This is a genomic window from Rhizobium sp. B21/90, assembly GCF_019355815.1.
GTDB classification, from domain to species: Bacteria; Pseudomonadota; Alphaproteobacteria; order Rhizobiales; family Rhizobiaceae; genus Rhizobium; species Rhizobium rhododendri.
In genome coordinates, this window is record NZ_CP072165.1 from 174,804 (window position 1) to 195,565 (window position 20,762).

21 protein-coding genes are annotated in these 20,762 nt (G+C 61.9%); 10 read left to right on the forward strand and 11 right to left on the reverse strand.

Features of this window, described 5'->3' with window-relative positions; translation table 11 throughout:
* The first annotated feature begins 103 nt into the window (after positions 1 to 103).
* The 8 genes from J5278_RS28820 (at position 104) to J5278_RS28855 (ending at position 10,656) form a co-directional block, all read left to right on the forward strand.
* Positions 104 to 943, forward strand: a complete 840-nt coding sequence (locus J5278_RS28820) for an ABC transporter substrate-binding protein (protein WP_224128011.1) — start codon at positions 104 to 106, stop codon at positions 941 to 943.
* Positions 944 to 1,009: 66 nt separating this feature from the next.
* Complete coding sequence (locus J5278_RS31555) at positions 1,010 to 2,542, forward strand: amino acid ABC transporter permease/ATP-binding protein (RefSeq protein WP_209185500.1); 1,533 nt, start codon at positions 1,010 to 1,012, stop codon at positions 2,540 to 2,542.
* Between the two features lie 64 nt (positions 2,543 to 2,606).
* On the forward strand, positions 2,607 to 3,728 hold the full coding sequence (locus J5278_RS28830; protein ID WP_209185501.1) for an FAD-binding oxidoreductase: 1,122 nt from the start codon (positions 2,607 to 2,609) through the stop codon (positions 3,726 to 3,728).
* A 140-nt stretch (positions 3,729 to 3,868) separates the two neighbouring features.
* Positions 3,869 to 4,576, forward strand: coding sequence for a 3-oxoacid CoA-transferase subunit A (locus J5278_RS28835; RefSeq protein ID WP_209185502.1), 708 nt, complete (start codon positions 3,869 to 3,871; stop codon positions 4,574 to 4,576).
* A complete protein-coding gene (locus J5278_RS28840) occupies positions 4,573 to 5,280 on the forward strand; it encodes a CoA transferase subunit B (RefSeq protein ID WP_209185503.1) in 708 nt (235 codons plus the stop codon). Before J5278_RS28835 ends, J5278_RS28840 begins: the two co-directional genes overlap by 4 nt.
* Positions 5,273 to 6,478 (forward strand): 3-oxoadipyl-CoA thiolase, encoded by a 1,206-nt coding sequence (gene pcaF / locus J5278_RS28845; RefSeq protein WP_209185504.1) that lies wholly within the window; start codon positions 5,273 to 5,275, stop codon positions 6,476 to 6,478. Before J5278_RS28840 ends, pcaF begins: the two co-directional genes overlap by 8 nt.
* Before the next feature lie 134 nt (positions 6,479 to 6,612).
* Complete coding sequence (locus J5278_RS28850) at positions 6,613 to 9,786, forward strand: PAS domain-containing protein (protein WP_209185505.1); 3,174 nt, start codon at positions 6,613 to 6,615, stop codon at positions 9,784 to 9,786.
* Between the two features lie 102 nt (positions 9,787 to 9,888).
* The gene (locus tag J5278_RS28855; RefSeq protein ID WP_209185506.1) at positions 9,889 to 10,656 is read left to right on the forward strand and encodes an EAL domain-containing protein; all 768 of its coding nucleotides are present in this window, start codon (positions 9,889 to 9,891) and stop codon (positions 10,654 to 10,656) included.
* A 17-nt stretch (positions 10,657 to 10,673) separates the two neighbouring features.
* Here the strand turns inward: J5278_RS28855 and J5278_RS28860 are convergent, their stop codons facing one another.
* The 6 genes from J5278_RS28860 to J5278_RS28885 all read right to left on the reverse strand — a co-directional run bounded on the left by J5278_RS28860 (position 10,674) and on the right by J5278_RS28885 (position 15,349).
* Positions 10,674 to 11,279: an SCO family protein gene (locus J5278_RS28860; RefSeq protein WP_209185507.1), complete on the reverse strand. Its 606-nt coding sequence runs from the start codon at positions 11,277 to 11,279 to the stop codon at positions 10,674 to 10,676.
* Entirely contained in the window at positions 11,276 to 12,211 is a 936-nt protein-coding gene (locus J5278_RS28865) for a copper uptake system-associated protein (RefSeq protein ID WP_209185508.1), read from the reverse strand. The genes J5278_RS28860 and J5278_RS28865 overlap by 4 nt, the downstream gene beginning before the upstream one ends.
* Entirely contained in the window at positions 12,208 to 13,596 is a 1,389-nt protein-coding gene (locus J5278_RS28870; RefSeq protein WP_209185509.1) for a PepSY domain-containing protein, read from the reverse strand. Before J5278_RS28870 ends, J5278_RS28865 begins: the two co-directional genes overlap by 4 nt.
* Before the next feature lie 227 nt (positions 13,597 to 13,823).
* The gene (locus J5278_RS28875) at positions 13,824 to 14,228 is read right to left on the reverse strand and encodes a hypothetical protein (RefSeq protein WP_142829358.1); all 405 of its coding nucleotides are present in this window, start codon (positions 14,226 to 14,228) and stop codon (positions 13,824 to 13,826) included.
* Between the two features lie 144 nt (positions 14,229 to 14,372).
* Positions 14,373 to 14,804, reverse strand: a complete 432-nt coding sequence (locus J5278_RS28880) for a hypothetical protein (protein WP_209185510.1) — start codon at positions 14,802 to 14,804, stop codon at positions 14,373 to 14,375.
* Positions 14,805 to 14,857: 53 nt separating this feature from the next.
* Positions 14,858 to 15,349: a hypothetical protein gene (locus J5278_RS28885; RefSeq protein WP_209185511.1), complete on the reverse strand. Its 492-nt coding sequence runs from the start codon at positions 15,347 to 15,349 to the stop codon at positions 14,858 to 14,860.
* Between the two features lie 134 nt (positions 15,350 to 15,483).
* On the opposite strand from J5278_RS28885, the gene J5278_RS28890 reads away from it, so the two are divergent.
* Together J5278_RS28890 and J5278_RS28895 are read left to right on the forward strand one after the other, a co-directional pair.
* Positions 15,484 to 16,152 (forward strand): response regulator transcription factor, encoded by a 669-nt coding sequence (locus tag J5278_RS28890; protein WP_209185512.1) that lies wholly within the window; start codon positions 15,484 to 15,486, stop codon positions 16,150 to 16,152.
* Complete coding sequence (locus J5278_RS28895; protein WP_209185513.1) at positions 16,149 to 17,516, forward strand: HAMP domain-containing sensor histidine kinase; 1,368 nt, start codon at positions 16,149 to 16,151, stop codon at positions 17,514 to 17,516. The genes J5278_RS28890 and J5278_RS28895 overlap by 4 nt, the downstream gene beginning before the upstream one ends.
* 28 nt (positions 17,517 to 17,544) lie before the next feature.
* On the opposite strand, the gene J5278_RS28900 is transcribed toward J5278_RS28895, so the two are convergent.
* The 5 genes from J5278_RS28900 to folE form a co-directional block, all read right to left on the reverse strand.
* Positions 17,545 to 18,183: a glutathione S-transferase family protein gene (locus J5278_RS28900; RefSeq protein WP_209188076.1), complete on the reverse strand. Its 639-nt coding sequence runs from the start codon at positions 18,181 to 18,183 to the stop codon at positions 17,545 to 17,547.
* 81 nt (positions 18,184 to 18,264) lie between these two features.
* On the reverse strand, positions 18,265 to 18,849 hold the full coding sequence (locus J5278_RS28905; protein WP_209185515.1) for a response regulator: 585 nt from the start codon (positions 18,847 to 18,849) through the stop codon (positions 18,265 to 18,267).
* A 97-nt stretch (positions 18,850 to 18,946) separates the two neighbouring features.
* Positions 18,947 to 19,312: a thiol-disulfide oxidoreductase DCC family protein gene (locus J5278_RS28910; protein ID WP_209185516.1), complete on the reverse strand. Its 366-nt coding sequence runs from the start codon at positions 19,310 to 19,312 to the stop codon at positions 18,947 to 18,949.
* Between the two features lie 59 nt (positions 19,313 to 19,371).
* Positions 19,372 to 20,079 (reverse strand): SDR family NAD(P)-dependent oxidoreductase, encoded by a 708-nt coding sequence (locus J5278_RS28915; RefSeq protein WP_247749365.1) that lies wholly within the window; start codon positions 20,077 to 20,079, stop codon positions 19,372 to 19,374.
* Between the two features lie 28 nt (positions 20,080 to 20,107).
* Positions 20,108 to 20,713 (reverse strand): GTP cyclohydrolase I FolE, encoded by a 606-nt coding sequence (gene folE / locus J5278_RS28920; RefSeq protein ID WP_142829374.1) that lies wholly within the window; start codon positions 20,711 to 20,713, stop codon positions 20,108 to 20,110.
* Positions 20,714 to 20,762: the final 49 nt, after the last annotated feature.

Sequence of the window (20,762 nt, forward strand, 5' to 3'; positions counted from 1 at the left end):
TTCGGGTAACAAGAACCATGCAGCTGAACGTCGGCGCGAGCCTTCCGACGGTGCCAAATGGCGTGCCCGTTCGACCCAAAAAACAAGTTCAGAGGAGAACGACATGCGCATGATGGGAATAATCAGATTTGTGAAGCCGGCAGCTCTATCGGCCGCGCTGGTTTTTGCAGCGGCTTTGGCAGCCGTCGGCACGAGCCCCGGGGCCTTTGCCGCAGACGACAACAAATACGGCCTGATCGACGCCAAGCAGATCAGCGTCGGGACGATGGGCGATGCCAAGCCTTACGTCTTCACCACAGCAGACGGCCAGTTCACCGGTTTCGATATCGAGCTTTTCCTCGATGTCGCCAAGCGCATGGGCTTCACCAAGGAGCAGGTTATCTTCACCGGCCAGGACTTTTCGGCGCTGATACCCTCGGTCGCCAACGGTCGCTTCGACGTGGCGGTTGCCGCCATCGGCACCACCGCCAAGCGCAAGGAAACCGTCGATTTCTCCGATGGCTACCTTGCCGGCTATCTCTCCGTGCTGACCGCCGACAAGGCGATTACCGGCGCGGAAGGCCTCAAGGGCAAGCGGCTGGGCGTAGTCCAGGGGACGCTGCAGGAAATCTATGCCGCGAAGACTTTCACCAGCACAGATCTGGTGAAGTTTCCCGACAACAACTCGGCGGTTTCCGCGCTGAACAACGGTACTGTCGACGCGCATTTCCTCGATTACGAAGCCGCCAAGCAGTATTCAGAGCGTTATCCAGCCCTAAAGATCGCAGTCAATATCCCGTCCTTCGATGCACCTGCCGGCTTCGTCATCAAAAAGGGCAACGATGCCTTCCGCGAAGCACTGAACACCGGCCTACACGCTGCGATGCAGGACGGCACCTGGAAGAAACTTTACGAAAAGTGGTTCCCGGGTTCGCCGATGCCAGCAGACTATCTCCCGAAATAACGACGCCTGGCCGGCTGCCGGCAACAACCAGACAGCCGGCACACCATCGATAGCAAGGGGATAGGAATGGACTGGCTTGAGAATTTGCGTCGCAGCTTCCTCGACTGGAACGCGATGCTCGAGGTCATGCCGGCGATGATCACCGTCGGACTGAAGAATACGCTGATCCTCGCTTCCACGTCGACAGTACTGGGCGTGGTCATCGGCATGATACTGGCCGTCATGGGTATCTCGCAGTCGCGCTGGCTGCGAATTCCGGCACGGCTCTATACCGACATCTTCCGCGGCCTCCCGGCGATCGTCACGATCCTGCTGATTGGTCAGGGCTTTGCCCGCATCGGCCGCGAACTTTTCGGTCCGTCTCCTTTTCCACTCGGCATTCTTGCTCTCAGCCTGATTGCCGGTGCCTATGTCGGCGAGATCTTCCGCGCCGGCATCCAGAGCGTGGAGCGCGGGCAATTGGAAGCCTGTCGGGCGCTCAGCATGAGCTACGGGCAGGGCATGCGGCTCATCATCATTCCGCAGGGAATACGGCGGGTGCTGCCGGCGCTGGTCAACCAGTTCATCGGCAACGTCAAGGATTCGAGCCTCGTCTACTTCCTCGGGCTGCTGGCTTCCGAACGCGAGATCTTCCGCGTCGGCCAGGATCAGGCCGTCGTCACCGGCAACCTGTCGCCGCTGCTTCTGGCCGGCGTCTTCTATCTCGTCATCACCGTGCCGCTGACCCATGTGGTCAACGCCATCGACACCAATCTCAGGCTCGGCAAGCACAAGGGCGGCGAGCCGACCAGCGGGCTCGCCGAAGTCAGCGAACTGGCGAGCGTGGTGGATACGGGCTCCGGCAGTCCTATACCACCAAACGGCCCGAAATTCCGGGGCGGCAGCCTTGAAGTCAGCAATTTGTCGATGGCCTACGGCAATCTCGAGGTCCTCAAAGGCGTCGACCTCACGGTCAAGCCGGGCACGGTGACCTGCATCATCGGTCCGTCCGGCTCGGGCAAATCGACGTTGCTGCGGTGCCTGAACCGCCTGGTCGAGCCGAAGGGAGGCGATGTGCTTCTGGATGGCGCCAGCATCCTGACGATGAAGCCGGAGAAGCTGCGCCGTCGGGTCGGCATGGTGTTCCAGCATTTCAACCTCTTCCCCGACCACACCGCCCTCGAAAACGTCATGCTGTCGCTGACCAAGATAAAGGGCATGGGCAAGCGCGAGGCGGAGGCGATCGCCGAGGCCCGGCTGGCGGATGTCGGACTTGCGACCCGCAAGCACCACCGTCCGGGCGGCCTTTCCGGCGGCCAGCAACAGCGCGTGGCGATTGCCCGAGCGCTGGCCATGGATCCGGAGGTGATCCTGTTCGACGAGGTCACCAGCGCACTCGACCCGGAACTGGTGAAGGGCGTCCTCAACCTGATGGCCGATCTCGGCAAGCGCGGCATGACCATGGTCGTCGTCACCCACGAAATGGGTTTTGCCCGCAAGGTCGCCGACCAGGTCATCTTCATGGACGAGGGAAGGGTGATCGAGGCGGGCACGCCATCTCAGATCTTCGACACCCCAAGCAGTCCTCGTCTCAGACACTTTCTCGCCGAGGTGCTTTAGCGCAAGAACCCCGGTGCCGTTCAACCACCACACCGCCAGCATCAACTACAAAGGTTATCCCAGAATGTCAGTCTCATCCGCCAAGAAGGTCATCGTTGTCGGCGCCGGTATTTTCGGCGTGGCATCCGCCGTCAATCTCGCCCGCCTGGGTGTCCAGACGACGCTGGTCAATGACGGTCCGCCTGCCAACGGCGCATCCGGCCGTTCGCTGTCATGGCTCAACTCGTCCCGGAAGCGCTCCGAGGCCTATCACCGGCTGCGCATGGTTGGCATCGATCGTCACCGGACGCTTGCGGCCAAATATCCCCAGGCTTCATGGCTGCGCTTCGACGGCGGGCTGACCTGGGATGCCGACGACGCATCCAACGAAATCCGCGAGGCCTTCGCGTTCGAGCGACAGATCGGCTACGATGCCAAGCTGCTATCGGCCGACGACATAGCCGATGCGACGCCCGGCGTCGATGCGCGTCCGGTCACGCCGCAGGGGGCCATCCTCAATCCCGGCGAAGGCTGGGTAGATCTGCCGAGCCTGATCGACGTGCTGCTGTCGGAGTTCAAGGCCCTCGGCGGCACTGTGATCACCGATGCCGGGAAAGTCACGCCGCGTAAAACCGATGGCCGTGTCGATGGCGTCACGACCTCGAGCGGCCGCGAGTTCGATGCCGATACCGTGTTGCTCGCCACCGGACCGGCCGTTCCGCGCATGGCCGCCGAGCTTGGACAGACCATCGCCGACGGCACGCCGGTTTCGCTGCTGGTAAAGACCAAGCCTGTCGACCTGCCGCTGAAAGCAGTCCTCAACACCCCGCGCGTCGCTGTCCGCCAGACACCGACCGGTGCCCTGGTGCTGGATTCCGGTTGGTCGGAGGAGGAAGTGATCGTCAAGGCCGATGGCAGCTACGAGGTCAAGGATTCGACGGTTCAGGGCCTTCTCGACGAGGCATCCCGTGTTCTCGAGGGCAATCCGAAGCTCGAACTCGATAGCTACGGCGTCGGCCCGAAGCCTATCCCGGGCGACGGAGAGCCGGTTTTCGGGGCGCTGACGAAGGTACCTGGCTGCTATGTCGCCTTCAGCCACAGCGGCGCGACGCTTGGGCTGATCGCCGGTGAATTGATTGCGGACGAGATTGCCACTGGCAATCTGCATCCGTTGCTGGCCGAATTCCGTCCGGAGCGGTTTTCCTGATCATCACCTAGATATCTCTCGTGCGTTATACGAACAAATGTCGATTAACGCACTAATATCTTGCTGCCGAGCCCTTGGGCCGGTATTCCAGACGACGACCGCAGATAGATTTCGGTCATACGGTCGTCGGAGAATCACGCATGGACAAAACAATCGGCAGCACCGCAGAAGCCGTCGCTGATATCGGCGATGGCGCAACGGTTATGATCGGCGGGTTCGGTGGCTCTGGCGCCCCGATAGAGCTGATCCACGCCCTGATCGACAAAGGGCCGAGGAACCTTACCGTCATCAACAACAATGCCGGCAACGGTCGCATCGGCATCGCGGCGATGATCGATGCCGGCATGGTGCGCAAGATGATCTGCTCTTTCCCGCGCTCATCCGACCCGCGCGCATTTACCGATCGGTATCTCGCCGGAGAGATCGAGCTGGAACTCGTTCCGCAGGGAACGTTGGCCGAGCGCATCCGCGCTGGCGGCGCCGGCATTCCGGCATTCTACACGCCGACGGCCTTCGGCACCGAACTCGCGGAAGGCAAGCCGATCGCCGAATTCGAGGGCAGGTCCTATGTCCAGGAGCGCTGGCTGAAAGCCGATTTCGCCATCGTCAAGGCCCATGTTGGCGACGTCCACGGCAACCTCACCTACAACAAGGCTGGCCGCAACTTCAATCCGCTGATGTGCATGGCGGCCGCAAGGACAATCGTCCAGGTCTCGAAAATCGTCGCTGCCGGCGAGATCGATCCGGAACAGGTCGTCACGCCCGGCATCTTCGTCAACCACATTGTCGAGGTCGCCAATCCCCGGCAGGAAGAAGACCTCATTCGAGCCGGAGTGGCCTACGCATGACCATCGATACCCGCGAAGACATCAAGCTCTCCAACGCCCAGATCGCCTGGCGCGCGGCGCAGGACATTGCCAACGACGCCTATGTGAACCTCGGCATCGGCTTTCCCGAGATGGTGGCGCGCTACCAGCCGCCCGGCCGGCAGGCTATCTTCCACACCGAGAACGGTATCCTCAACTTCGGCGAACCGCCGGCTCCAGGAGAAGAAGACTGGGACCTGATCAACGCCGGCAAGAAAGCCGTGACCCTGAAGCCGGGGGCCGCCTTCTTCCATCACGCCGACAGCTTTGCGATGGTGCGCGGCGGACATCTGGATGTCGCCATTCTTGGCGCCTACCAGGTTGCGCAGAACGGCGACCTGGCGAACTGGCGGGTCGGCAGCAAGGGCGTGCCGGCGGTCGGCGGGGCGATGGATCTCGTGCACGGCGCCAAGCAGGTTTGCGTCATCACCGAGCATGTCACCAAGGCGGGAGAACCCAAGCTCGTCGAGAAATGCACGTTTCCCCTGACAGGAGTCGGCTGCATCACGCGCGTCTATACAAGCCACGCGGTCGTCGACATCGTTGACGGCCGCTTCGTGTTGCGTGAAAAGCTTGCCGCCATGTCGCTCGAGGAGTTGCAAGCAATGACCGGGGCGACGCTGCATATCGACGGCGAGGTCGGCGATCTCGTCGTCCCCGAACTCCGAGGAGGCCCCCATGGCTGATGCATTCATCTGCGATTATATCCGGACGCCCATCGGCCGCTTCGGCGGCTCGCTGTCCTCGGTGCGCGCCGACGATCTCGGCGCCATTCCACTGAAGGCCCTGATGGAGCGCAATGCCTCTGTCGACTGGGATGCCGTCGACGATGTGATCTTCGGCTGCGCCAACCAGGCAGGTGAAGACAATCGCAACGTCGCGCGCATGTCGTCGCTGCTGGCCGGCCTGCCCCATTCGGTCTCGGGCACGACCATCAACCGCCTCTGCGGTTCCGGCATGGATGCCGTCATTGCGGCGGCCCGCGCCATCAAGGCGGGAGAGGCCGAATTGATGATTGCCGGCGGTGTCGAGAGCATGTCGCGCGCGCCCTTCGTCATGCCCAAGGCCGAGACGGCGTTTTCGCGCAGCGCCGAAATCCACGACACGACCATCGGCTGGCGCTTCGTCAACCCGCTGATGAAGAAGCAGTACGGCGTCGACAGCATGCCGGAGACGGGAGAGAACGTCGCGGAGGACTACAAGGTCAGCCGTCACGACCAGGATGCCTTTGCCGTTCGCAGCCAGGACAAGGCCGCCGCCGCCCAGACAAGCGGCCGGCTGGCACGGGAGATCACCGCCGTCACCATCCCGCAGCGCAAGGGTGACCCGATCGTGGTCGACAAAGACGAACATCCGCGCGCAACGACGATGGAGGTGCTGGGCAAGCTCGGTACCCCGTTCAAGAAAGAGGGCGGCACCGTCACCGCCGGCAATGCGTCCGGCGTCAACGACGGGGCGGCATCGCTCATCATTGCCTCGGAAGCGGCAGCCCGGAAATACGGCCTGACGCCCATCGCGCGCATCCTCGGCGGCGCTGCTGCCGGCGTGCCGCCACGGGTGATGGGCATCGGCCCGGTACCCGCATCCCGCAAACTGATGGCGCGCCTCGGCATGACGCAGGACCAGTTCGACATCATCGAGCTGAATGAGGCATTCGCGAGCCAGGGGCTCGCTGTCCTGCGCGAACTCGGCATCGCCGACGACGACGCCCGCGTCAACCGCAACGGCGGCGCAATTGCGCTCGGTCACCCGCTCGGCATGTCCGGCGCACGCATCACCGGCACGGCAGCACTGGAGCTGAAGGAAACCGGCGGTCGGTACGCTTTGTCCACTATGTGCGTCGGCGTCGGGCAGGGGATCGCAATCGCCCTCGAGCGGGTCTGATCTACGCTCGGTTTGAGAGCGCAAAACGCTGGCAGAGCGGGCCAATATGACGACCGGCGGATCTTTTCATGCAAAGTGAATCCGCCGATCCTGACATTTGTTGACACGGAAGAAATGACCTGTCAGGAGGAGTCATGGCCCCACGTCAATCTCGTAACGTCTCGCTGACCCCCGAGCTGGAAGCTTTCATTCATGAAAGCCTGGCTACGGGTGACTATGCCAACGCCAGTGAAGTGGTTCGCGCCGCCTTGTGCAGGCTGCGCGACGGTGCAGCAGTGCCTGCGACTTCATCTGTCAGGGATTGGCCCAAGGGCGGCGGCGAATGCGGCGCGCTGATCCGGAGCATGGACTGGAACAAGAGCCTTCTCGGCCCCATCGAAGGATGGAGCACGGAGATGCGGACGACCGTTGCCAACATCGTCAATTCGCCCGTGGCAAAAGTCCTCATGTGGGGCCGCCACCACGTCATGCTCTATAACGACGCCTACCGGGAGATTGCCGGCGAGCGCCACCCTTCAGCCTTAGGAACACCCGTTGCCGTGGCATTTCCCGAAGTATGGGATTGGAACCGTTCCATTCTCGAAGCGGGTCTGCGCGGCGAAATCGTGACGCATCGCGATCAGCCTATCGTGTTCAATCGGCCTGACGGCCCGCAGACCATGTTTCTCGATCTCTTCTACACACCTGTGTATGACGCGGACGGCCATGTGGGCGGGGTCATGTGCACCATCGTCGACAACAGCGCGCGGCTCCTGGCCGAAACGCGACTGGCGGAGAGGGAAGCCGAGCTGCGCAGCGTCACCGACGCCGTGCCCATGCTGATTTCCTACGTCGATCAGGATCATATCTATCGATTTGCCAACGGCACCTACCGCGATTGGTTCGGGGTCGATCCCCAAAGCATGGTCGGCCGGCATGTAAGCGATGTCATCGGCGAAAAGGCCTATGCAGATCGCCGCCAATCAATCGTTCGTGGCCTCGCCGGCGAGACTTTCGCGTCCGAAGCGCAACTTGCCTATAACGGTGGCGCCCTGCGCCGCATCGAGATCCGCTATGTCCCACATTTCGGAGCAGATGGCGCCGTCCTCGGGGTCCACATTCTTGGCATCGACGTCGAGGAACGCGCGCAGCGTGAAACCGATCTCGCTGTCAGCAACAAGCGCTTCCGCTACGCGATGGACGCTGTGCACGGCGTGCTTTGGACCAACAGCGCCGATGGCCGGATGATCGGGGAGCAGCATGGCTGGTCCAAGCTGACCGGCCAGACCGCGGAAGAATATCAGGGCTACGGCTGGTCGAATGCCGTCCATCCCGACGACGCGGCTGCGACCGTAGAAGCCTGGAAAGAGGCCGTGGCGACCAAGAGCATGTTCATTCACGAGCACCGGGTGCGCCGCCACGACGGTTCCTGGCGTCAGTTTGCCATCCGTGGCCTGCCGATCCTCGACGCATCCGGCGACATCGTCGAATGGGTCGGCGTCCACACCGATATCACCCATCAGCGAGCGGCCGAAGCAGCGCTTCGCGAACAGGCCGAGGTGCTGTCGCGGCAGGTCCGCCATCGCGAACGCGCCGAGGAGCAGCTGCGACAGGTCAACGAGAATCTGGAAGCGCGGGTCGTTGCCGAGATCGGCGAACGACGCGCCGCCGAGGCGAAGCTCGCCCAGGCGCAAAAGATGGAGACCGTCGGCAAGCTGACCGGCGGCGTGGCCCACGATTTCAACAACCTGCTGCAGGTCGTCTCCGGTAACCTTCAGCTGCTTGCAAGGGATATCGCCGGCAACCCGAGGGCCGAAACCCGAGTGGCCAACGCCATGGCGGGCGTATCCCGCGGCTCGAAGCTTGCGAGCCAGCTTCTGGCCTTCGGACGCCGGCAGGCGCTCGAGCCGAAGGTCGTCAATATCAGCCGCTTCGTGCGCGGCATGGACGACATGCTGCGAAGGGCTATCGGCGAGGCAATCGAGGTGGAGACCGTCGTGACCGGTGGGCTCTGGAACACCTTCATCGATCCCGCGCAGGTCGAAAATGCGCTTCTCAATCTCGCCATCAACGCCCGCGATGCGATGGCAGGTCGCGGCAAGCTGACAATCGAGCTCGCCAACGCCCATCTCGACGACAGCTATGCGCTGGAGCACGACGAAGTCACGCCCGGCCAGTATGTCATGCTTGCGGTCAGCGACACGGGTACCGGAATGTCGCCAGATATCATCGACAAGGTGTTCGAGCCGTTCTTCTCCACCAAGGCAGAAGGCAAGGGTTCGGGTCTGGGCCTGTCGATGGTCTACGGTTTCGTCAAGCAGTCGGGCGGCCACGTCAAGATATACTCCGAGGTCGGCGAGGGCACGACGATCAAGCTCTACCTGCCACGCGCGATGCAGTCCGAAGATATGGAAGTCGCCGTCGATACCGGTCCGATCACCGGTGGCACGGAGACGGTGCTGGTTGTCGAGGATGACGATGCCGTGCGCGACACCGTCGTCAACCTGCTCACCGACCTTGGCTATCGCGTGCTGAAAGCGATCGATGCGGCAAGCGCCCTGAGCGTGATCGAGAGTGGCATACCGATCGACATCCTGTTCACAGACGTCGTCATGCCCGGCACCCTGAAAAGTCCTGAACTTGCCCGCAAGGCTCGGGAACGCCTGCCTGATATCGCCATCCTGTTCACGTCCGGCTATACCGAAAACTCGATCGTCCATGGCGGAAAGCTCGACGCCGGAATCGAGCTGCTTTCCAAGCCCTACACACGCGAGGCAATGGCCCGCAAGTTCCGCCACGTACTCGCCAACCGAAGCCAGAGATTGAAGCCCGCGGAAAGCGGACCCGCCTCGAACCCGTCTCTGGAAGCGCCGGCATCGAGCGCATCGATCACGACGCGGCTGACGGTTCTTCTGGTGGAAGATGACAACCTGATCCGTGTCAGCACCGGCGAAGCGTTGAAGAACGCCGGCTGCATCGTTGTCGAGGCAGGCAGCGCCGAGGAGGCCATGGCTGCCCTGGAGACAGTCCCCTTCGACGTGCTGGTTACCGACGTCAACCTGCCAGGGGCGTCAGGCGCCGACTTGGCGAAGCGCGCGCGTTCCGTGCGACCGTCGGCGGCGATCGTCTTTGCAACGGGCGATCCCTCAAGCGTGAAGAGCGAAATCGGTGCCGTTGTTGTCGGCAAGCCCTATCATGCCGAGGCACTGATAGCGGCCGTAGAAAGATCCTGGGCCGCAGTGTCGAACGGCGCTAGCGCCGGTGGAGAGAACGAGAACTCGCAACAGCAGGGTGGACGTTTCAGCAATTCTACATCAACGACGACCTGATCAGGCGAGACTGGCTGTAGCAAATCCGGCGTACGCTTTGAATTTCCAGTGACCGAACTTATTTCTGGAATAGACGTTTAGAGCCGACCGGAGGAACCAGTGATGACCACGCGATGCCAGGGCTGCAACGACGGCCAGAAGTTTCCCTTTGATTTCTCGATGGCATTGCAGCCGATAGTCAATATTACAGATGGAACCGTCTACGCCCACGAAGCATTGGTGCGCGGCGTCAACGGCGAGGGAGCAGCCACTGTCCTTTCCTCGGTGGACGCCGAAACCCGCTATGCGTTCGACCAGCAGTGCAGGGTGAAGGCTATCGAACTGGCAGCGAAAGTGTTCCCGCAACAGAACCGGCCGCGTCTGTCCATCAACTTCATGCCGAACGCCGTCTACGAGCCACGCGCCTGCATTCGGCTCACCTTGGCAACTGCTTTGAAAACCGGGTTCCCGGCAGACCACATCATTTTCGAGTTCACCGAAGTCGAGGAACTCGACACCAAGCACATTCTCGGCATCCTCGAAACCTACCGTGAAATCGGCTTCAAGACGGCGGTCGACGATTTCGGCGCAGGTCACGCCGGCCTGGGCCTACTATCGAAATTCCAGCCCGATATCGTCAAGCTGGACATGGAACTGGTTCGGAATATCGACAGCCATAAAGCCAAGCAGACTATCGTTCGCCACACCGTTGCGATGCTGAAGGATATGGGCATAACTCCCCTCTGCGAAGGTATCGAAACCCGTGCCGAACAGACGGTGCTGGAGGATCTGGGGGTTGAGCTGATGCAGGGATACCTGTTTTCCAAGCCGGTCTTCGAGGCTGTAGCAGGCGAAATTCACGGTCTCGGCGGAAGATCCACCGAGACCTGAATTTCCCCCTGAAGAGGTCATGCGGACCCGAGCCCTTTCTTCAGGAGCACGGCCCTTATCTTGGAAATCGCCGCCTCCCGATCCGTTCCATAGGGGATCAAGCCCTTCAGCCGTCCATCGGCGCCAATCATCAGCAGAGTGATGGTATGGCTCATATGGTAGTTGCCATCCTCGCTCGGCACTTTTTCAGCGCGGATCATCCACCCGTCCATGACCTTGCGCATTTCCTCAGGCCTGCCAGTCACACCGACGATACGATCGCCGAAAGCGGAGACATAATCGTGCATGATGGCTGGCGTGTCGCGCTCGGGATCGACAGAGAAGAAGTAGGCCGCGAGATCCTTGCCCTCGGGACCGAACGTCTGGAGCCAGTCCGTAACCTCGAGGAGCATCGTCGGGCACACCTCGGGGCAATTGGTATATCCGAAATAGACAAGGGCCGGGCGGCCATGGAAAACGCTCTTGTCGACTGGACGCCCGCGATCGTCGCTCAACGAAAACGACGCGTCGAAGGGCCCACTGCGTGGTTCGGACGCGTAAAGCCAGACCAGCGAGCCAACGAGGCAGGATACGAACATGCCTGCGGCTATCGACGCGCTCAGCAAAAGGGTGCGGGGCCTCATTTTGAATGCCCCGCGTGATCGGCATGCCCACCGGCAGCCTTATCCAGCATCACTGTTCCGGCGAAGCTCGCAAACAGCGCAACCGTTGCTGGATCGAGCGAGCGCTCGGCCGTCGCCAACTCGTTGGTTAGCGCCCTCGCATCAGCCACATCGACGCCGAGAGTTTCGAGCACTGCCGGGTCCTTGAGACTGTCGCCGCTGCAGAGCAGCGCTTCGAACCCATGTGGACCTTTCCTCAGCAACACCCTACCGCCACGTCCATCCTGCTGCCAGGCGGCAATGGCCCAGTCGTTCCGGACAATGATGAGGTCCGTCGTCAGCGGCTTCTCTGGCGTCTCGAACTGCTTGCGCATCGTCTGCCGGATCTCCTGCTTCGGATCCATCGACATGCCCGGCATATCCATTCCGCCCATATCCGTCTTTCCCACCTCCATGCCAGGCATGGTGTGATCGTCCCCGGCCTGTTCGGCACCAGCAGCCGGGGCGCTCATGTCACCGCCCGCACTGCCGACGTCAAAGGCGACCTCGACGGCGCCCGCCTTGGCGAAAGTCAACGTCGCGGTGATTGTTTCGCCGCGTTTGAAGGGTTCACGGACATCCATGAACATCAGGTGGTAGGCGCCCGGCTTGAACAGGATGGTCTTCCCGGCCGGGATCTCGATGCCATCGCGCAGCTCGCGCATGATCATGATCCCATTGTCGATACTCATCTGGTGCAGCTGGACGCTGCTGGCACGGGGGGAGGTCACCGAAACCAGGGTGTCGTTTTGCGGGCCGGTATTGGTGATCGCGAGATAGCCGCCTCCGACCTTTGCGCCCGGCAGCATGGCGCGTGCTTGGGCGTTGTCGATCCTGATCGTATCGGCCGCAAAGCCCGGCGTCGAAAACATCGCCGCCAAGGCGAAGAGAGCGGCTGCGATTATTCTGCTCATGACGAAACTCCCGACTGGAAGACCCGGCTTATGGCGGGAATGAAGCGGATGACGACCTGGTCGATAACAACCATGGCAACGATGGCAAGGCCGGTCAGGGGAAAGAGGACGCCGAAGACGATGGCGATCAGCCAGAGGCCGAGATAGACGGATTTGTCTTGTGGCATCGGTGGCACGCCGAGACGCCCTGCCGGTCGCCGCTTCCACCACATTGCGACGCCGGTGACGCAGGAAAGCACGATCGCAATGCAGGTCGCCAGCATCACGAGCTGGTTGAACAATCCCCATTGCTGGCCCTGGTGGAGGTTGATGCCCCACTCGATCGCGCGGCCCAGCGCCGGGTACTGGTCGTAGGAAAGATCGACGAGCGGCTTTCCCGAATACTGGTCGATGTGGACTGTGCGTTCCTTGCCGAGATCGCCGAAATAGTGGCTTGCCGTATAGACGCCGGTGTCGGTCGAAGGAATGGCGAGGTCGGCACCCCGAACCATCCCCAGCCCGTGTATGATCTCCACAGCCCTGTCGAGGCCGATGGGTTTCACAGCCTGGGCTGCGGCGATGTCGGAGAGCGGCACAGGTGCGTTTTCAACGACCCATCCGGCCCGCGCGACGACGTCCTGCGTCACCTTGGTCGAGACCGGAACGTTGTCCCAGAGCGCTGCCGGCGCGCCGAGGTCATGGGCGGTCAGCCAGGCGTTGACATTGGCGCCCCAGTAGCCGGACCAGGGCAGCCCGCTGAAGGCGAGGAAGAAAATGACGATGCCGGCGATGGCCCCGGTGACAGCATGAAGGTCGCGCCAAAAAACCCGCCGTGACGGTTTCCCACGGACTGTCAGGACGCCGCCCGTCTGTTGTCGCGGCCACCAGAGGTAAATGCCGGTGACGACCAGCACCAGCGCGAAACCGGCGACGATCTCGATGATCCGGTTTGTCCATTCGCCGAAATATTCGAGACTGTGGATCCGCTTGACGACCCAACCGAACTCCTCCTTGGAATCGACCTTGCCAAGGACAGCGCCATTGTGCGGATTGACGTAGACGATGGTGGACACGCCGTCCTTTGCCACGGTGACCTCGGCCGAGCGGGTCGCAGATGCAGCCTCCCGGTAGTTGGTCACTTTGGCGCCCGGAATGCTCCCCACCGCGACATCGACGATCTGCTGCGGCGACTGCATCGGCCCTAAATCGTTGACGATATGGCGATGCGCGTAGAACGTATCGGCGATCTCATCCTTGAAAAGGTAGAGCGATCCGGTGATCGCCAGATTGAGCATGAACGGGATGACCAGCAGGCCGGCGAAAAAATGCCAGCGCCAGATGGCCCGGTAGAGCGAAACATGGGTAGTAGACGGAGCCGACGGGTCGGCCGCTGCAAAAGCAGACATGGAATTCCCCCTGGGGATCGCGACGACGCAGATGATCTCGTGCGGGGGAGGAAATGACCGTTGAGGTCATCGCCTTGTGCAGACCCGCTGCGGCGTCCGGAACGAGCAGTCCGATACGCGACAGGCAACCTGCAAATGGCATTCTCCCGCAGCCTTGCGGGCTCTCCGCCCACGATCATACGGCCGCCGTTGACAGAACGCGTCACAGCTCAGGCCGCAACGCAGGCTCAGGCAACGATCGACAGAAGTGGTGGGGCGCGGGGGCCGCTGTTCGGAGGATAGAGCCGGCGGTGAAAGGCGACCGAGAGAGGCGCCGCCAGGCGGGCGAAGACGAAGGGGAGGTGGCCGTAGTCGAAAACGGGTGCTGCCGGCAGAAGTGCGGCCGGAGCGGTCTGGCAAAGGTAGCATCCGGGAATATGGACTTCGCCATGCGCCTTTCCATCTGCGTCGCGATAGGTGATGCAGAAGATCGGCAAGGTGCCATCGGGCAGGCGATACTGGGCGAGTTCTGCCGGGGTCAGTTGATCGGGGCTTGAAATGGCCGGCTGCGCACCGAAGCCGACAAACACGACGGCCAGCGCGCACAGCAGGCGCACCGTCCATTGCCTTATGTCGGAAGAAACCGTCCTCATATCGCCCACCACATCGACCGTAACGGTGGTACGTCATTACGCTGGCGAGCTCAATGCGGCAAATTGCACAGATCAGTGCATGGTCGAGGCTCTCCACTACGACAGCCGCGCACATTTCTGCGCGCGGCTGCATTTACGGCTGGCTTACTGGACCGGAGGGCGGACTGGCTGGGCGGCAGGACCGTTGAGGCGATCCATCAGCTGCATCAGCGTGTCCGAGCAAACCTTCATCGGTTCGTCATCGGCGCATTTTACGTCGATCCGGGTATCACCGTGGTCGATATGGAAGTGCGCAGCCTTGGACGGCGGTGGTGGCGGGGGTGGGCGATGGCCGCGAGGTCCCATGTCGCCATCCGGTCCGCCGGGAGGAGGACCCATGCGATCCGGGCCGCCATCAGGGCCACCAGGGCCACCGGGACCACCGCGCATTGGAGGCGCAGGCGGCGGCGGGGGCGGTGCGCCGGGATCGACCACAGGCGCGGGGCCGCCGGGCGGAGGCGGGGCCGGTGGCTGCTGGGCGAAGGCGGTTCCTGCCAGGGCAGCGAACGCGATTGCAGACAGAACATATTTTCTCATCGTATCGACTTTCTGTGAGGTTGAGGATGGGTCAATCGGGATTGCTGGAGTGATCATGGACCCGGTCTGTGGATCAGATCGCCGAATGGCCCGTGCGGTGGAGGACCGGGCGCGCGCAGCGCTTCAGTCTTCCCGTCCTTGTCGACCAGGAAGCTCGCGCGAACGAAGCCCTGGTCGAAGCGGCCCTGAACTGTGACCGCTTCATTCTGCTTGACGAGATCGCCGCCGTCGCCGGCCGGTCCGGTCTCGACCAGGGCCTTGCCGCTGGTATCCTGCAGGATGAACTTGTTGCCGTAGATCTCGGTAACGGTGCCCTTGATGGTGACCAGGCTGGAAGCCGGCATCGTCGCGATGGAAATCGGCGTCATCGGCGCCATTTCCGCCGTCGGACGAACCATCCGCATCGCGCCAGCACCGCCTGCAGCACCGACTGCAAGCGCAATCGCGATCGCCGGGAAGACGATCCAGTGGCGGCGGCGCTCGTGCGGAGGAACGTGGGCGCCGCCCTTGCCGGGACGCTCGCTGCTGTCGTGATCAATCGTCATCTTGGTGCTCCTTTGTAAGTGACAACCGCAATCTAGGCCCTATGTGCCATCACACGGCTGAACCTCGCGGTTCAGATTCAGTTCAGGCAATTTCGCTAGGACTGGGCGATCATTTTGCAGCCGAAAGTCACCTCATGCGCGTACTGCTCGTTGAAGACGACGACGACCTCAGCGGCCGCATCGCTGCGGCACTCAGGTCGGAAAATTTCGTGGTGGATATTGCCCGCAACGGTGAAGATGCCTTGCATGCCGGCCTGACCGAGATGTTCGACGCCGCAGTCCTCGACCTCGGGCTGCCGAAGATCGATGGCGTGACCGTCCTCAAGGGTTGGCGGGAGAGCGAACGCAATCTTCCCGTGCTCGTGCTTACCGCTCGTGACGGATGGCCGGACAAGGTTTCGAGCTTCAAGGCGGGAGCCGACGATTTCCTAGGCAAGCCCTTCAAGATCGAGGAACTCGTGCTCAGGCTTCGCGCCCTTGTGCGGCGCGCCACCGGTCACGCCGCGTCGCGCGTCAGCTGTGGCGGCCTCGTCTTCGATGCCCAACTTGGCACGTTCGAGCTGGATGGCCTGCCTCTGAAGCTCACGGCGCTGGAATGGCGGGTACTGTCCTGCCTGATGCTGCGCAAGGAGACAGTCGTCGACCGGCGGGAACTGAACGAACGGGTCTATGACGGGGATGCCGAAGTGGATTCGAACTCCATCGAGGTCATCATCGGCAGGCTGCGCAAGAAGCTCGGGCCAGACCTCATTGAGACGGTGCGTGGGCGGGGCTACATGCTGACCGCCGCGGCGATGCCATGAAGCTATTTTTCCCCGCGCGACCGAAATCGATAGCCGGCAGACTGCTGATATTTTCGGGTATCTTCGTGACGCTGGCGCTTGTGGTCGCGTCCGCAATCCTGTGGCTGGCACTGAATGCCGTCATCCGCGAGCAGATCGATCAACGCCTCGACACACAGATCGGCGCGCTCGCCTCCGCAGTGACACACGGGCCGGACGGACGGCTTGAGTTGTCGACCATCCTCGATGCGCCGCCATTCGATCGCCCGGGTTCCGGCTGGTACTGGCAGGTGGAGGGCACTGGCCAACGCCTTGCATCGCATTCGCTTCTGGATGGCACGATCGATGCGCCGCCCCCGCGCCAGGACTTTCTCCACATGCTGACGGCCATGCCGACACCCGGGGAAGGCAGGCAAAACGGCCGCAAACTCTATCTTCGCCAGAGCTCGCGCGATATCGACGGCGAGATGGTGCTGATCACCGTGACAGCGCCAGAGGGTGCGTTGGTCGATCCCGCCGTGCGCGCGCTGTTTTGGCTCGTGCCCTGCATGCTGCTTTTGGGCGTGGTGCTGCTGGCCGGCACGCTCTGGCAGATCCGCTTTGGCCTGCGCCCGCTGAAGTCCATGGCAGCCGGCATCGACGCCATCAACCGCGGGGAACAGTCGCGACTCCAGGACGAGGCCACCGTCGAACTGGCCCCGCTCGCCTCGAAAACCAATGCGCTGATCCAAGCGAACGCCGAAAGGCTGGCGGCCACCCGTATCCAGTTTGCAAACCTCGCGCATGGCCTCAAGACACCGGTCGCAAGCCTTTTGCTGGCGCTCGACGGTCGCAATGATCCTGACGGTGCACTCCGAGACCTCGCCTTGCGCATCGATAACCGCATCAAGCATCACCTGAGCTCCGCCAGGCGGGTCATGGCGTCATCTGGGACGGTAGCGCGAACAGAGGTTGCAAAGTCCCTAGCCGACATCCACGGCGCCATCAGCCTGATCCACGCCGAACGCGGCATCGCGTTCAAGGCGGACGTGACGAACGGGCTAGCTGTCGCCTGCGAGGAAAGCGATGTCGAGGAAATGCTGGGAAACCTGATGGACAACGCCTTCAAATGGGCATCGTCGCGCGTTACCGCTGTTGCCGTCAGAGACGGCGCCTTTGTTCGTATCACCTTCGAGGATGACGGACCCGGTATCCCGCAGGAGCGCATAAAGGCAGTGTTGTTGCCCGGTGTCCGGGAGGACGAGCGCGTTCCGGGAGACGGCTTCGGGCTGACCAGTGTGACTGAAATGGCCGGGCTCTATGGCGGATCACTGGTGCTGGAGCCGGCATCGCCGACCGGCCTACGGGCCATTCTGCGCCTCCCCGCCGCCGTTTACCGGGCGTAGGGGAGACGTCGATCTAACAGCGAAGATATCAGCCAAGATTGGGCTGGGTGGCCTTGTAGCTCGGCAGGGCCTGGATAGCCGTCCACCAGTCGCTGAAGCCCGGAACGTCGAAAAGGACGCTCTTGTCGGGGGTCAGGGAGATGTAGAAGGCTATCGGCGCTAGGTACAGGTCTGCGAGGCTGAGCTCGTTGCCCGCGATGAACGTGTCGCCGGCTCGTGTCGTCATGATGAATTCGAGCACCTTGCGGCCATTCGCGATTCCCTCTTTGCGGCTGTCTTCATTCTTGCCGCCGACGAAATCCGGAAACAGGTGGTAGGCCGCGATGCCACCGAGAAGCGCTCCGTAGCCGTAGGAATCGATGATGCCGACGGCCATGTCCATGCGGGCGCGATCCTTGGCGTTCGCCGGAACAAGCGATTTGCCCGGCAGGACGTCATCGAGATAGCGCGTGATCGCCGCAGTCTCCAGGATCGTAATGCCGTCATGCTCGAGCACGGGAACCTTGCCGAACGGGTGGCGCTTCAGATGCTCCGGCGACTTTGGCTCTCCCTTCAGGACGTTGAGCGGGATCTGCTCGAAATCGGTGACGCCCTTTTCCGCGAGAAGCATCTTTACGGTGCGAACGTAGGTGGAGCCGTCGAAGCCCCAAAGCTTGATATTGGCCATATCTTGTCTTCCTCGTGTGATCTGTCTGCACGATGCAGGCAGCAAGCGAAACTTACTGACGTATTGTGGGCGAGATGGACTTCAGTCCGTGGGACCGGGTCCGCCACGCGCCAGCATTCGCTGCAGTGTGCGGCGATGCATGTTGAGCAACCTTGCTGACTCCGACATGTTCCCGCCGGTCGCCTCGAAAATGCTGACGATGTGTTCCCAGCGAACGAGATCCGGTGGCTTCAGCGCCGTATTCGGCTCGCTTGCCGACTTGTCGACAAAGCCCAGCACCTCGAGGATCTCGTCGGCATCCGCAGGCTTGCTGAGATATTCGGTCGCCCCGAGCTTCACGGCTACCACTGCGGAATGGATATTTCCGTAGCCTGTCAAAACCAGCGTCTTGGTGTTCTTCGACAGCGTGTTCACCGCTTCGATCACAGTAAGACCGCTTTTTTCACCGATCCTGAGATCTGTGATGACGATGTCGAGATGTCTTTTACCCACGAGGCCCAATGCATGGTCTACGGTCTCGCACACTTCCACGTCGAAGCCCCGATCCGAGAATGCTTTTCCGAGCCTGTGGCCGAAAACGCTGTCGTCATCGACGATGAGGAGGGAGAGGGGCGCGGCGTCACTATCGCCCGACACGCCTTCGAAATTTGCAGCTAGATAACTCATCGCATTCTCCCCCACAGGAATGGGCATTGGGCAGGAGATGCCTGCCGGATGATCACGTCACGCATTCAGAAGGGCCGACGGAAATCGACGTCTGCCCTCAGGATTTCGCTGCGACCTGGCAATGGGCGAGCCTCGCAAACCGCCATTTTGCAAAGATCGGATATATCGCCCTCAAGGCCGCATTGATGGGCGGGAAGCTTGCAATCTTCGCAGCGGTCCGCCACCGCGGTATGTGCCGCCAGATCAGCAGGAAGGCATCGACGCCGACATGCATGCGGCCATTGTCGTCCTTGCCGTGCAGCTCCATCAGCGCATCGGCGAGCGACACATTCTCGTTTTCCAGAGCAGTTCCGTCCTTCATGACGTCTACCCAGTCGAAAACGCCAGCGGGAGCAACCTTGCGGTAGTGGTTGATTTCCCGCGAGCACATGCCGCACGCGCCATCGTAAAAAATCTTGATCATGCATGGTATACGGCCGGTTCGGCTTTCAGATCATGGCCGGCGGGCTAAAGCGGCGGGCTTCACCACGGAATGGTCGTACCGTCGTAGGCAAAGAATTTGCCGGTGTCGTGTGGCTGAAGGCCATCCAGCGTTCGCAGGATCTGGTGTGCGGCGTCGTCCGGTTCGGTGCGGGGATGACCGGACGAAAAGGGATCGGACAGGCCGGTCATGACGGTGCCGGGATGGATGGTGACGACGGTCGCCAAAGGAGAGCTGCGCGCCACCTCGATGGCGGCGGTGTGAACGATCTGGTTGAGGGCAGCCTTTGCCGAGCGATAGGAGATCCACCCGCCAAGACCGTTGTCGCCGATCGAGCCCACCCTCGCCGACAGGAACGCCATGATGACCCTCTTTCGCTTGGCAAGGAGCGGCACGAAATGCTTGAGGACGATCGCCGGACCTGCGGCATTGACGGCAAACTGCGCCATCATCGCATCCTGCGAGATATGCCGGATCGATTTTTCCGGACCCGCACCGTCGATGGTCAAAGCCCCGGTCGCACACAGGATGATATCGAACGCCTGGGGTGCAAGCGCTTCGGCGGCGCGCTTGACAGAGGCCTCGTCCGTGATGTCGAACCCGTCGGTCCGGCGTGACAGCAGCACCAGCTTTTCGCAATTTCCGTCATCGGCCAGCTGTCCAGCAAGGGCTCCACCAATGCCGCCGCTGGCGCCGATCACCAGGGCTCTGTAGCCGACATCGAGCGATGTCATCAATGCGTCCGACATATACCCCTCCATCTCATCCCTCCAGCGCTTATCCTCTTGCGAGCGTGATGAAGCGCGCCTGGTCCGCCGCCGACATTTCAAACGTTCCCGTAAAGCGCGTCGTCAAAGTCTTCGCACCCTGTTTTGCAACGCCGCGCATGGCCATGCACATATGTTCCGCCTCGATCATGACAGCCACGCCCTTCGGCCGCAGGCTTTCGTCCAGCGCCGTGGCGATCTGGGCCGTCATGGTTTCCTGTGTCTGTAGGCGTCGGGCATAGACATCGACGAGACGCGCCATCTTGGAAAGGCCGAGCACGCCCTTGTCGGGCACATAGGCGATGTGGGCCACGCCATGGAAAGGTACCATGTGGTGTTCGCAGTGGGAGTGGAACGTGATGTCCTTGACGATTACCATGTCGTTGTAGCCGGCCACTTCGGAGAATGTCCGTGACAGGACGTCTTCCGGTTCCATGTCATACCCGGCGAACAGTTCGCGATAGGCCTTGGCGACGCGCTTCGGGGTGTCCAGCAGGCCTTCGCGCGTCGGGTCTTCGCCAGCCCAGCGGATCAGCGTCCTGACTGCGGCCTCTGCCTCCTGTTGCGAGGGGCGCTCGAAGGCGGCGAGGTCGGCATTGGCGAGCATGGCATCCATTGCTATTCTCCAAATTCATAAACGACGTTGCGTACGGGAACTTCCAGGC